Source organism: Mesorhizobium sp. M9A.F.Ca.ET.002.03.1.2, assembly GCF_003952365.1.
GTDB lineage: Bacteria > Pseudomonadota > Alphaproteobacteria > Rhizobiales > Rhizobiaceae > Mesorhizobium.
On the sequence record NZ_CP034443.1, the window covers coordinates 889574 to 902653 of the forward strand.

Here is a 13080-nt window from a genome sequence, read left to right on the forward strand (position 1 = left end):
TATCGCCAGCGATCAGGGCGTCGGACGGAAGACGCCGTTCTCGTCGCGCTTGAGCGGCGCGTTTTGCCGGGAAAGCGGCACACCGGGCGCTTCGGTGACCGAAACGCCCTCCGTCCAGTCGGCGGGTGCGATAGCGATGTAACGCGCATATCCGCCTGACCCGCCGAGCGGCTTGGCAAAGCCGATTGTGACCAACGCTCCGGCCTCTGGCACCTTGTCGAGATTTGCAACGCCTTCCGCCTGCGTGAAATCGTTATGAAGCAGCCAATGTTCGCCTTCGAGATTGGGCGTGGTGTCGGTGTCTAGCGGCTCATGACCGTGGAACAGAATCTTCCGCTCCAGATGCAGGAACTTCAGCGCGTCCAGACTGACGCCTGGAAACGGCTTCTGGTTGAAGCGGGCGGTGTCGGACCATTTCTTGTACCAATCCGAACGCACGAAGACGACCGAACCCTCCGGTATGCGGCCGTGCTCCCTTTCCCACTCTTCGATGTCGGCGACCTGGAGGTGATAGCCTTCGTCGGTCCGGACCTTGCCGCTGATGTCGATCACGACGAGCGGCCGCACGGCATAGGTGGCCGGCAGGTCGCTGATCGTTGCGCCGAGCGGGTTCCAGTGGGAGGGCGGATCGAGCTGCGTGCCATATTGATCCGTCGTCAGCTCGTAGGCGGTCGCGACGAACCCATGCTTGTCGTAGGTGAACTCTTCGCCGGCCTTGACGTAGCCCTCGATGTCCTGACCGGCGACAGTCGGTTTGAACTTGGCATTGGCGAAGCCCGGCCAAACAGGCTGCACCGGCTCGAAGGCATGGGTCAGATCGATGTACTTGGCCGATTTGAGCGTGTTCTCATAAACCGACCAAAGGGACGATTCCTGCGCCAAAGCGATCGACGGCACTGACCAGGCGGCTCCCAGCAAGGCGATACGTACGAATCTGGATACATTCATCTGAAGTCTCCCCGAAATGCCGCGGAGTATCGCCAGTTTCCTGCGGGACGACAAGTAGATGCATCCCTCCCACGAGACTCTGGCTCGGGTCTAGATCGGCCTAAGGGAAGCACCGTTGGAGCGAAACGCCTCACGCCCCGGCCTGCGATTTCACATAGGCGATATAGCCGCGCACGTCGCTCGCCGGCTCGGCATAGGCCTTGCCGAGCTTCTTCTCCATGGCCGCCATGTACTCCTTCGCCCAATTGGGCAGCGCGTAGTCGATGACGGCCAGGAACTCGAGCGTCGCCGCCAGCCGGATGTCGGCGATCGACGGGTTCTTGCCGCCGATGAACGGCTTGCCGTTCCGGAAGAAGGAGTGAAAGACCTCCAGCGGCTCGGCGATTGCGGCCGCCGCGGCCTTCTGGGCTTCCGATTTCTTGTCGGGGTGAGCGTCGCTATGGCCGACCTCGCCGGCATATTGCGGAAAATTCAGCGCCGGATAGGTGGCGCGCGCCACATAGGGGTAGAGCGTGCCGATCAGGTAGAACATGGCGCTGTCGATCATCGCCCGTTTGGCCGGCGCCTTGGGATATAGTTTCTCCAGCCCGTGCTTGTTGGCGAGATACTGCATGATGGCGCAGCTCTCCCACAACACGCCTCTCGGCAAGCCCTTGTCCTCGATCATCGGCGTCAGATGGGCCGGGTTTCGCGCCATGTATTCGGGCGAGCGCGTGTGGCCCCATACGTCGGTCTCTGAATGGTCGAGCCCGGCCGCGCGGGCAAACACCCGGACGGTCATGTTGTTGACGCTCGGCTTCAGCATGCTGAGCGTCAGGCCGGCTTTCTTCGCTGATTTCGCCTTGGCCTTGGCCGCGGGTTTTTTGGCCGAAACCTTGGCCGCCGGCATTGCGGCTTTCGCCGCTGGCTTGGCGGCAGCCTTGGCTGCCGGTTTCGCTGCCGGCTTGGCTGCCTTGGCCGCGGGTCTCTTCGTCGTCGCTGTCTTTGCCATTGTGTTCCTCCCTTTGTTTGGCTGTCGTCAGTATGGATTCTTGGGCGCCCGATCGTCCGACAAGGTCGCGCGGGAGCGCTCGACAAGCGCCTGGATCGCGTCGGCAAGATGCACCTCGGCGATTGCATAGTCGCCGCGCGCAACGCGGACCTTGTGCGCCTGCATCAGCACGTCGGCATGGCTGAACCCCGCCGGCGGCTCGAAACGGTAGGAGGCGAGCTCGATCAGCAGGCCGAGCGGATCCTCGAAATAGATCGAATCCATGAAGCCGCGATCCTTGACGCCGCTGTGCTTGATGGCGCGCTCGTCGAGCCGGGCGACCGCCTGCAGGAAGGTGACGCGCGACACCGCAAACGCGATGTGGTGGACGCAGCCGATGTCGGTCGGCGTGCGCCGTTTCTCCGGCCTGCGGCTCTCATCGGTGAAGACGGTGATCAGCCTTCCGTCGCCCGGATCGAAATAGAGATGGCTTTCGCTGGCCTTGTCGAGATTGGGCTGCTCGAAGATGAAAGGCATGCCAAGCACGCCTTCCCAGAAATCGATGGAGGTCTGGCGCCCGGCGCCGACCAGCGTGATGTGATGGACGCCTTGCGATTGCAGTTTCTGCATTGGTCCTCTCCTCCCAAGGATGCCTAGTCTCGCTGCTGGATGCGTTTCGGAGGCCAGGGTCGCGATTTGTCAGCGCCTCACATGCCCCGGGCTTTCCCGGCCCCATGCTCCCCACCGGGTAAGTGCGGTCCAAGGCTTCTTGAACAGATGCTAATTCAATCGGCGATGTAGCGCCAGAAGCCATGAACCGCCGAACCCGGGATGCGTTCCCGATAGGACTTGGCTTCTGGAAAAGTGCTATTCGAAGCTCTCAGAATCGGCCCGCTCTTCTACCATTTCGCGCCGTCGCTCTGCATCTATCAACTCGCGAAGCCTAGCGTCAGCTGCGTCTACGGCCCTTTCAATCTCTTGATCATCAGCTGGATTAAGTGATCGCAGCAACGGTAGGCGCTCCTCTATAATGCTGGCACGCGAGCCGCTCCAAGAACTAGGCACAAGGCGAGGGACAACCTCACTCACAACGGCTTGCTTGTTGGGAGCAGAGCGCAACAATTCAACTACCGTCCGTGATATCGAAATAGCTCTGTTTTGATCGTCAGCCACATCAAATAGTTTGCATGTGGAAGCCGCATACGGGAACCGGTCACTTGGAGAAATATTACACCATTCGATCAGATTTTCTAAAGGAACCATTGCCACAGCCGAATCCTGTTCTTCAGAAGAGGGATCCGCAACCATTTCGTAGGCGAGAGAATAGCTTCCTTCATCGTCAGGCCTATATACGGCGTTGAGCGCCATCGTTGGAAAGAATTCAAAGAACGGGCGAAGCAACTTAGCTCCATCAAAACTACTATATCGTTTTTTATTTCGCCTACTGACAACAATACTATCCAGTATATCGCCAACTTCGCTTTCAGAATTCGTGTGTGAGAGTACGAATCGCAAAACTACATCAACGTCGTAATCCATTCCACCATTTTCACTATTTGCAAGATTCCAATCAGTAATACGAAGGAATTCCATACAAACGTGCAGCAGATCGTTGCGGTAGTTTTCATCTTTTTCTGACGCGCAATGAATAACCATCGAAAGAAGGTCGAACGCAACAAAGCATCCATCCTTCTCCTGGTCGTTGATGGCTCTCACTAACTTCCCAACTTGCTCCGCAGAAAATGGATCCGTCGCCCGACCGCCTGCTAAATATCGAAATTGCCAGACCGGACTCTTTCCGTCGGCAATGGCGCTCAGGAGTCGGTCAAAGGCGCGATCGTCCATCGACCCCTGAACCTGTAACTCGACGAACCAACGCGACCAAATTTCATCTTCGAGCGCAGTATCCAGAAAATCTCCGACGGCCTTCGGATCAGCCTCGTTCCAGCCGGCTATAATTCCACGAATTGATATTGTTGATATTTGATCGTTTTCGGAGTTTGCAATTTGTGCCCTAATCTGATTCATCAGTTTTAGCGGATCATCAATTGCCTTCCCTACACCACGTCCAAACGAGTAGGTTTTGTCGCTGGAATTTGATCTCAGAAGTTCCGGCACGGTAGCCTTCAGGACTACGTCGTCAGTTGCAGCCGCTTCGCCAAGCTTTTCGGCGTGGTCGCGTGCCTGTTGGTATATGGACGACGCCGAGTTGGAACTGCGGCCAACGCCGATTGAGTCGTCGACGAACGCACCTCGAGCAAGCACACGTGCCCGAATTTCGGATAAGAGATCCTTCGGTCGAAGGGCCCTTTCGAGTCTGCGAAGCTTGGCTAAAGAAGTCTTTCTCTGCTTCTCGCTGTCTCGGCGCAAAATTCGTTTGGTAGCCAGCCAACCCTCCGGCCAACTTTCAGTCATTGTTAGCTGATCCGCCAGTTCCATCAGCCGGTCCTGCAAGGGAACTATTCCCCACAAGCCCCTGAACGTCTCTCCAAGGACTGATCTGACACGTAAGGATGCTTCGTCACCTGAATGAAGTACATCGAGCGCTAGATCCAACCACGCCATAAACCAGGCAGTCGATTCACCCTCCGAAGTTGGCGACCACCCATAGTCGCGATGGCGAGAGCCAAACTCGGGGCTATAGTGAAACATGAATTGAGAGGTCTTCAAGCCAGCGCTCAATATCTTAAATCCCAGCTGTCGTTTCTTTACCTCGCTACTATGCAGAAGCACTCTTGCAACCTTCAATCGTTCTTCAAGAGGAGCCTGCGTACCGGAGTAAAGGATATAAAAGAGCGAGACCAATGCATCGGTCGCGGGATCGCGATTGTATCCTTGGGGTTCCACCACTGAAAACGCGACTAGGAGTTCTGCTGTTTTTTCAAAAAATTCGGAATCGTAGGCGATGGCGCGCACAAGCCTAATAATATCCGTGCGTTCAAAATTATCAGAGGAGACGAATTCGGGATCCGCTTGAGCGCGTTCTATGGATGCCAGCGCGCATTTAGGGCAAAGCGACGTAAAGTTGGCGAACATTTGACTTTGAAACTCATCGTTTGCCCGTATGTCTCCTAGTTGACCATTTTCAGAAAGAACGGCTCGGGCAATATCCACTGCCTGACGGCAGTCGTGCAAATAGCCGAGCCGCTTGGAGAAGGATCGAGCAACCCTCGGAGTGGCCGCTACAAAAAGTGTCTGCACTAGCGCAGGCGTGTTCATGTTATCGAGTGCGCTGGTCGCTAGTTGGTTCGCAATGGCATGTGGCAACACCGCGCGCCATACACCCCGTTTTTGTAAAAGTCCCCTTCGGCTCAGTTCGGCCATATGCCTTATGAAAGTTGGGACAGAGCAATCTGCAATCGCCGCTAAAACAGCAACTTCTGAACCGGATGAATTGTCTTCTCCGTCAAACGAGAAGAGCAAACTTGCGACCTCTGCACTTCGCAACAGCCCGTCGTCCTCTGGCCTTTTCTGGTGAAACAGCCGCGCAAAAAGATCGTGATTTCTAAGCCTCGCGAAGTCGCCAGCGTTTTCCGCAGTTTCTGCCAAAGCGAATGCGACACGGGCATTCCCATCCGAGTACTCGGCTATGCGCTCAGCATCAGCTACGGAGAGAATAGGATAGTGCCGTTTGAGCAACTGGAAAATAATGTCCTTTGACGACCCCTCTAACCTGAAAGCCGATGTTCTCTCTGGCACATCATCTCGAATGTCGTATTCGATGGTAATCAACTTGAGTTTCCGACCACGCATGAGCGCTCTTTCCGTAAGTCGAGCGTGCTCGGCAGCGCTGCAATTGTCGACAACGAGTATCGCGTCAGAGCTTTTGCTTGCTAGGGCTTCTATGATGGCGCCCGGTCGCGGGTTGGTCTCACCTGCAAGATCGCAGTAGATGACGTTCTCGGCGCTGGGTACAGGCTGTGCCGTCTGTACCCGCTTGTCGAAAATCGCCTGAACTAGCCGCGTTTTTCCGACACCAGAAAGGCCAACGATTCTTATTGAACCCGGCCGTTGAAGGTCGAACCGGATCAAATCAAGAGCACCTGGAACGTCTCTTCCTTGTTCGGCACCTGGAACAAAAACCCTCACCCGGTCATCAACAAGATACTCCGCATTTACGTCATGTTCCTTATATGCCCACGCACCATAGGGACTCCAACCGACGAGAGGTTCCCCCAGAACATTTCTGACCCAGGTTACGACGGCAGGATACTTTTCGACCCAATCAGCTAAGCGCCTCAAACAATAGAAGTCGGTAGAAAAGGACGACCCAAATCCTAGCGCCGCCAAAGTGTCCTTGATCTTCGATGTTCTCTCTAACAAAGCGCTGTCTGAGCAATCGTCGCGTGTGGAAACGATGATGTAGGCGCCATCTTCCTTTGCAAGCTCGCCATATATATCTCGGGGCTTTCCAGTCGGAGCAACCTCGTCCGAAATCTTGGATGGAGGAAATGCCTCAGCCTTCACTTGAAACGCCGCACTCGGTTTGGGAATGAAATCGAGACCCCTTTGATTGCCGATTAATTTAACGCGAACATCTACCCCGCCATCCTTTGCGCGCTGATCCCCACCCCACGTAACGGCTGATTCCGGCAGCCCAAGGGTTCTGCATTCTGCCTTGCAGAGGCGAGCAACGAGTTCACGAGCTTGCTCATCGTTAAGTCTCTTGAGAAAAGCCTTTTTGACCTGAAATATTTCCTGCACAGGCGTCGCGCCCCTACTGCGACCGGAAGAGTCGCTCATATCAAACTATCCAGATAGCACTATTCACGGCTCGAAGTCCTCCGAGGAGGTCGATCACAACTGCCGTCGCGCACAATAAATTCGGTCCGCTGAATGTGCGCCTCTTTGCTTACAGATTGGCTAAGTGCTTGTAGGAAGCTTGGTACGCCCAAGGGGAATCGAACCCCTGTTCCCGCCGTGAGAGGGCGGTGTCCTGACCGCTAGACGATGGGCGCGTTCAAGAACCGGCGATATAGGCTGACGGCCGGGAAAAAGCAACCGGGCTTCGGACAGTCGATGACGGCGGGAAAATTTCCGTCACAAGTCTATCGTTTTGGCTCGATCAGGTCCCAGAGATTTCCATGGAGATCGGCGAAAACCGCCACAGTGCCATAGGGCTCGTGGCGTGGCGCCTCGCGGAACTCGACGCCCTTTTCGAGCATTGCCGCGTGGTCGCGGGCAAAATCATCGGTTTCAAGAAACAAAAAGACGCGGCCGCCGGTCTGGTTGCCGATGCGGCCTGCTTGCACCTCATCCGACGCTTCGGCCAGCAGCAGCCGCGCGCCTTGTCTGTTCGCCGGCGCCACCGTGACCCAGCGCTTGCCGCCGCCAAGATCGACATCCTCGGTGAGGACGAAGCCCAGCTTGCCGACATACCAGGAGATCGCCTCGTCATAATTTCTGACGACGACCGCGACGGTGGCTATACGGCGGCCTTCCGCGAATCCGGTCATTTGTTGCGGCCCCGATTTATTGCTGCGAAGTCATTTGTTCCGAATTGCGAAGCGCCCGACGATACGGCGCTCGGTGATGTCGTAGACAAAGATCGCGCGGCTGCCGTCGGCAAGCTCGGCATCGATGGACACGCGGTTGCCGGACAGCGACTGGCTCACGACCTTGGCGCCGATCGGCAGCACGATGTCGCCGGTCAGCGGCTCGCCTGATGGCACCTGTATGTCGCCGGCAAGTGATGGGTTGGCAGGCGGCGGCGCGGTGCGCGTTTTGTAGACAAGGGCTGCGATCACCACCATAAGGGCGAGGAACAGCAGGCCCAGATTGATGGCGACGAAGCGGACAAGCTTCCTGCGCACCTTTTCGACTTCGGGGTCGAGCGGCTTTTCCTCGTCTTCATCGGCAACAGCCATGGCAAAACATTCCGGAACTTTTTTCGATGAGCGCTCATAACGAAGAGGCCCCCATATTGATAGAGGATGGATTGGCGGAGGGTGGATCGCTCATGCTGGAAGCGGGTCCCGATGCGGCCGGCCAGCGCCTAGACCAATGGCTGGCCGGCAAGCTCGGTCCGGACATGTCGCGCAGCCGGGTGCAGATGCTGATCAGGCAGGGCGCCGTCAAGGTCGGCGGCCAGCTGGTCAACGAGACCAAGCGCAAGATGACGGCCGGTGAGCGCGTGTCGGTCGACATGCCGGAGCCGGAGCCGGCGGAGCCGCAAGGCGAGAACATCCCGCTCGAAGTCCTCTATGAGGACAATGAATTGATCGTCATCAACAAGCCGCCGGGGCTTGTCGTTCATCCCGGCGCCGGCAACTGGACCGGCACGCTGGTCAACGCGCTGATCCACCATTGCGGCGACAGTCTTTCCGGCATCGGCGGTGTGCGGCGGCCGGGCATCGTCCATCGCCTGGACAAGGAGACCAGCGGTGTCATGGTCGTCGCCAAGACCGACCGCGCCCACAAATCACTGTCGGAGGCCTTTGCCGACCATGGCCTGACCGGCGATCTCAAACGCGCCTATCTGGCCCTGGTCTGGGGCATACCGACGAGACCGACAGGCACGGTCGACGAGCCGCTTGGCCGCGCCGCCGACCGCGTGCGCCGTGCCGTGGTGCCTCAGGGCCGCGACGATGCCCGCCACGCCGTCACCCATTTCACCGTGATCGAGCGCTTTGGCGAGCAGCAAAAGGACTTTGCCACGGCCAGCCTGGTCGAATGCCGGCTCGAGACCGGCCGCACCCATCAGATCCGCGTCCACATGGCTCATATCGGCCACCCGGTCGTCGGCGACCCCGATTACGGCCAGGCCTTTCGCACCAAGGCGAACCGGCTGCCCGAGCCGCTGAAAGGCCTGACGAAGGCATTTCCGCGACAGGCACTGCATGCTCGCCTCCTTGAATTTCGGCATCCGACCACCCATCTAACGATGAGGTTCGAGGCAGCGATACCGAGTGATATGGAGGAACTCGTCGACGGCTTTCGCAAACTCTGAACCGCCTTCCATCCATTCAAAACCAGATCGGCAAAAACCTGACCGGCGTTGTTCACTTTGGCGTGACACACTGTTTCGTGTTGAACCAATGCTGTCCTTTCTGGTTTTGTTCCTATATAAACCGGTTGTCGCGGACGAGCCTTTTGGCGTTCGCGTCATATGCCCGCCGCGTTTCGGGGGCACCACTCCAAGAGAGAGGGGGCGCTATCATGGCCCAGTCATTACCCAGTATCGTTTCCGGCGAAGGCGGCCTCAGCCGCTACCTGGAAGAAATCCGCCGCTTTCCGATGCTTCAGCCGCAGGAAGAGTACATGCTCGCCAAGCGTTACGCCGAGCATGAGGACACCACGGCCGCGCACAAGCTCGTCACCAGCCACCTTCGGCTCGTCGCCAAGATCGCCATGGGCTATCGCGGCTACGGCCTGCCGATCGGCGAGGTGATCTCGGAAGGCAATGTCGGCCTGATGCAGGCCGTCAAGAAATTCGAACCGGAGCGCGGCTTCCGGCTCGCCACCTACGCCATGTGGTGGATCAAGGCCTCGATCCAGGAGTACATCCTGCGCTCGTGGAGCCTGGTCAAGATGGGCACGACCGCCAACCAGAAGCGCCTGTTCTTCAACCTGCGCAAGGTGAAGGGCAAGATCCAGGCGCTCGATGACGGCGACTTGAAGCCCGACCAGATCGCCGAGATCGCCACCCGGCTGAACGTCTCCGAAGCCGAAGTGGTGTCGATGAACCGCCGCCTGTCGGGCGATGCTTCGCTCAACGCACCGATCCGGGCGAGCGAAGGCGAGTCCGGCGAATGGCAGGACTGGCTGGTCGACGACCACGAAAGCCAGGAAGAGATGCTGATCGAGCAGGACGAGCTGGAAAACCGGCGCGGCATGCTGTCCGGCGCTCTTGCCGTGCTCAACGAGCGCGAGCGGCGCATCTTCGAGGCGCGCCGCCTGGCCGATGAGCCGCTGACGCTGGAAGAGCTGTCGGCCGAGTTCGACATCAGCCGCGAGCGCGTGCGCCAGATCGAGGTGCGCGCCTTCGAGAAGGTGCAGGACGCGGTCAAGGCCGCGGCCAAGCGCCAGATGCAGGCCCTGCGCACCATCGAGGCGCAGCCGGCGGCGTAAAGCCTTCCGGCAGAAACAAAAACGGCGGCGTCAGGAAACTGGCGCCGCCGTTTTTTGCGGGCTCCACCAGCGTCGGCGCTGCCCCTCATCTGCCTGCCGGCATCTTCTCCCCGTAAACGGGGAGAAGGGGCTGGCCGCAAGCTTGGCGCCCCTTTCTACACCGCTGGGAGTTGGCGAAATCTTCGGCGAAAGCGTCTTTCTCCCCGTCACTATACGGGGAGAAATGTCCGGCAGGACAATGAGGGGCGGCGCTGACTTCTCGGAAGGCGTGGAGTGCCTTTCTGCTGACGATCCCTCAAAGGCAATCAAGCGGGAACTTCAGATACCTTCGCCCGTTGGATTCCGGCTCCGGCAGGCGCCCGCCATTCATGTTGACCTGCAGCGCGTGCAGGATCAGCCTGGGCATCGGCAGCGTCCTGTCGCGCGCCTCGCGCAACGCCACGAAATCGGCCTCTGTCCGGCAGGCGGCAACATCGATGTTTTTGGATTTCTGTTCCGCGACCGTGCTCTCCCACAAGGGTTCGCGCCCTTCCGCCTGGTAGTCATGGCCGACGAAAAGACGGGTCTCGTCCGGTAGCGCGAGGATATTCTGGATCGAGCGCCAGAGCCGCGCGGCACTGCCGCCGGGAAAGTCCGCTCTCGCCGTGCCGCTGTCCGGCATGAACAGCGTATCGTGGACGAAGGCCGCATCGCCGATCACATAGGTGACCGAAGCCAGCGTATGGCCAGGCGAAAACAGCACCCTCGCCGGAATGTTGCCGACCGAAAAGCTCTCGCCATCGGCGAACAGCCTGTCCCATTGCGAACCGTCAGCGGGAAAATCCGGCCAGTTGTAGATCACCTTCCATAATTTCTGGACGTCGACGACCTTCTCTCCGATCGCCGTGGGCGCTCCTGTCCTTTCGCTGAGATGGTGCGCCGCCGAGAAATGGTCGGCATGGGGATGCGTGTCGAGGATCCACTCGACCTCGAACCCGCTTTCCCCGATGAAGGCCAGCACCGCGTCGGCATTTTTCGTTGCCGTTGCGCCGGACTTCTCGTCGAAATCAAGGATCGGGTCGATGATCGCGCATCGCCGCGTCTGCGGATCGGCAACCACATATTGGATGGACCCGCTCGGCGCGTCGTAAAAGCCTGTGACCTGCGGCTTGACCGATGATGCGTCCAATCCCGGGCTCCTCAACTCGCATTGAGGCAGGAATGTTTTTCTCTGCCGTGACGAAAGAAGAGCATGATCGTCCGCTCATGCGGCACCGTCAAGCACCGCATGCTCGCGCAGGCACGAGAACCGAAAATTCTCCTATGTGACTGACCCTACCGGTCAGGCGGAGGGCTGCTTGGTCTTCCTGAGGTAGGGCAGGATCGTCTCGTAGGCGCCGAAACGCTTGATCGCATCCTCGTTGGAAACCGCGGCGGTGATGATGACATCCTCGCCCTGCTTCCAGTTCGCCGGCGTCGCCACCTGGTGCTTTGCGGTCAGTTGCATGGAATCGACCGCGCGCAGGATCTCATCGAAGTTGCGGCCGGTCGTCATCGGATAGGTGAGAACCAGCTTGATCTTCTTGTCAGGGCCGATGACGTAAACCGAACGCACCGTCGCATTGTCGGCGGGCGTGCGGCCTTCCGAGGTTTCGCCGGCACCGGCCGGCAGCATCTCGTAAAGCTTGGCGACCTTGAGGTCCTTGTCGCCGATCAGCGGATATTTCACCGAATGGCCGGTCGCCGTCTTGATGTCGTCCTGCCATTTGCCGTGGCTTTCGACCGGATCGACGGAAATGCCGATGATCTTGACGTTGCGCTTGTTGAACTCGCCTTCCAGCCCGGCCATCGTGCCGAGCTCGGTCGTGCAGACCGGCGTGAAATTCTTCGGATGGCTGAAAAGCACCGCCCAGCCGTCACCGATCCATTCGTGGAAGCTGATCGTCCCTTGCGTGGTTTCAGCCGTGAAATCCGGCGCGATATCATTGATACGAAGGCTCATGGCGTGTCCCTACCCTTTGATTGCAGCCGGCATTGACCGGCGCTGCTTTTGCCTTTCTACCACTCCGGCGTCATCCTTCAAACGCCTGTTGCCGCCGACGGTGGCGTCGGCCGCGAAATATTTTCGTTTCTTCTTGGCAAATGGAGCAGGAATTACGCCGCTATCGCATCGGCCTCAGAATTTTCGGAAAGCACTATGCGAAGAGTCCAAAGTGGGGGCACTACGGCGGCGAAGGCCAGAACGGAACGTTCTGTTCAGGTACGCCAGTACCGGAAAGCGCAGGAAGCCGCCGTTCGCAGGCCGGCTGAATCTCAACAGACCTTAATGAGATTGCGATCGCTCAGGCCTTGTTCACCGCCAGCGTCGTCGCCAGATCCTCCATGCGCTGGGCGAGCGCGCCAAGCGCACTGGTCAGCACGGAATCGTTCTTGTCGGCCTTGGTCAGCGCGTCATCACGCGTCTTGCGCAGTGTCAGCACTTCACTTTCCATACCTTTGACGCGTTTTTGCAGTTCCGAAAGCTCGTCCATGACCATGATGCCGGCCATCACGGTCAGCCGCTGGTCGCCGATCTCGCCGAAGGAATCCTTCAGATGCGAGACATAGCGGTCGAAGCGCTCGGCAAGGTCGATCAGATGCTCTTCCTGGCCCTCGTCGCAAGCCATGCGATACTGCTTGCCGTCGATGGAAACCGTGACTTGTGCCATTGGGCCAGCCCCTATCTGTCCAACACGGCGCGGATGGTTTCCATGGCGGTCACCAGCCGGCGCGAGACTTCCTTGTTGGCGTCTTCCAGCCGTTCGGCGCGCGCTTCGGAATTGTCGAGTTCCTGCGCCAGCCGCGAGCGGTCGGCGTTCATGCGCTGCACCTCCGCCTCGGCTTCGGTATAGTCCCGCTCGTGCTCGAGCTTGGCGGCGACGGCATTTTCCAGCCCATCGATGGCCTTACCCAGCCTGGCGATGACTTCCCTGAGTGTCGTCTCCCCGGTCATGGCTTTCGTCCTGCGCCCTGCCCATCACCGAATCATCCACGTTCATAACGCGTTATTCGTGAAACATTACGCGCCGTGTGAAGCCAACGTCAACAAAGCTCTCGCGACTGTCCCCTGCTAA

12 protein-coding genes and 1 tRNA gene are annotated in these 13080 nt (G+C 58.6%); 2 read left to right on the forward strand and 11 right to left on the reverse strand.

Going from position 1 to position 13080, the window contains the following annotated elements; genetic code table 11:
- Positions 1–12: 12 nt before the first annotated feature.
- The 7 genes from EJ066_RS04435 to EJ066_RS04465 form a co-directional block, all read right to left on the reverse strand.
- A complete protein-coding gene (locus EJ066_RS04435; protein WP_126035269.1) occupies positions 13–948 on the reverse strand; it encodes a cyclase family protein in 936 nt (311 codons plus the stop codon).
- Between the two features lie 130 nt (positions 949–1078).
- Positions 1079–1939 (reverse strand): glutathione S-transferase family protein, encoded by an 861-nt coding sequence (locus EJ066_RS04440; RefSeq protein ID WP_126035271.1) that lies wholly within the window; start codon positions 1937–1939, stop codon positions 1079–1081.
- Positions 1940–1966: 27 nt separating this feature from the next.
- Positions 1967–2548: a VOC family protein gene (locus tag EJ066_RS04445; protein WP_126035273.1), complete on the reverse strand. Its 582-nt coding sequence runs from the start codon at positions 2546–2548 to the stop codon at positions 1967–1969.
- Positions 2549–2785: 237 nt separating this feature from the next.
- Complete coding sequence (locus tag EJ066_RS04450) at positions 2786–6661, reverse strand: hypothetical protein (RefSeq protein ID WP_126035275.1); 3876 nt, start codon at positions 6659–6661, stop codon at positions 2786–2788.
- A 140-nt stretch (positions 6662–6801) separates the two neighbouring features.
- Positions 6802–6876, reverse strand: a tRNA-Glu gene (locus tag EJ066_RS04455).
- Between the two features lie 90 nt (positions 6877–6966).
- Positions 6967–7374: a VOC family protein gene (locus EJ066_RS04460; RefSeq protein ID WP_126035277.1), complete on the reverse strand. Its 408-nt coding sequence runs from the start codon at positions 7372–7374 to the stop codon at positions 6967–6969.
- Positions 7375–7404: 30 nt separating this feature from the next.
- Entirely contained in the window at positions 7405–7785 is a 381-nt protein-coding gene (locus EJ066_RS04465) for a fimbrial protein (RefSeq protein ID WP_126035279.1), read from the reverse strand.
- Between the two features lie 26 nt (positions 7786–7811).
- Between EJ066_RS04465 and EJ066_RS04470 the strand changes: the two genes are divergently transcribed.
- Together EJ066_RS04470 and rpoH are read left to right on the forward strand one after the other, a co-directional pair.
- The gene (locus EJ066_RS04470) at positions 7812–8867 is read left to right on the forward strand and encodes an RluA family pseudouridine synthase (protein ID WP_126035281.1); all 1056 of its coding nucleotides are present in this window, start codon (positions 7812–7814) and stop codon (positions 8865–8867) included.
- A gap of 209 nt (positions 8868–9076) precedes the next feature.
- Positions 9077–9988 (forward strand): RNA polymerase sigma factor RpoH, encoded by a 912-nt coding sequence (gene rpoH, locus EJ066_RS04475; RefSeq protein ID WP_126035283.1) that lies wholly within the window; start codon positions 9077–9079, stop codon positions 9986–9988.
- Between the two features lie 295 nt (positions 9989–10283).
- Here the strand turns inward: rpoH and EJ066_RS04485 are convergent, their stop codons facing one another.
- From EJ066_RS04485 to EJ066_RS04500, 4 genes are all read right to left on the reverse strand, one after another.
- Positions 10284–11156: an MBL fold metallo-hydrolase gene (locus EJ066_RS04485; protein ID WP_126035287.1), complete on the reverse strand. Its 873-nt coding sequence runs from the start codon at positions 11154–11156 to the stop codon at positions 10284–10286.
- A gap of 153 nt (positions 11157–11309) precedes the next feature.
- On the reverse strand, positions 11310–11969 hold the full coding sequence (locus tag EJ066_RS04490; protein ID WP_126035289.1) for a peroxiredoxin: 660 nt from the start codon (positions 11967–11969) through the stop codon (positions 11310–11312).
- Between the two features lie 340 nt (positions 11970–12309).
- Positions 12310–12675 carry a cell division protein ZapA gene (locus EJ066_RS04495; RefSeq protein WP_126035292.1) on the reverse strand — a complete coding sequence of 122 codons (366 nt, stop codon included), beginning with the start codon at positions 12673–12675 and terminating at the stop codon, positions 12310–12312.
- 11 nt (positions 12676–12686) lie between these two features.
- Positions 12687–12959, reverse strand: a complete 273-nt coding sequence (locus EJ066_RS04500; protein ID WP_126035294.1) for a DUF4164 domain-containing protein — start codon at positions 12957–12959, stop codon at positions 12687–12689.
- Positions 12960–13080 lie beyond the last annotated feature (121 nt).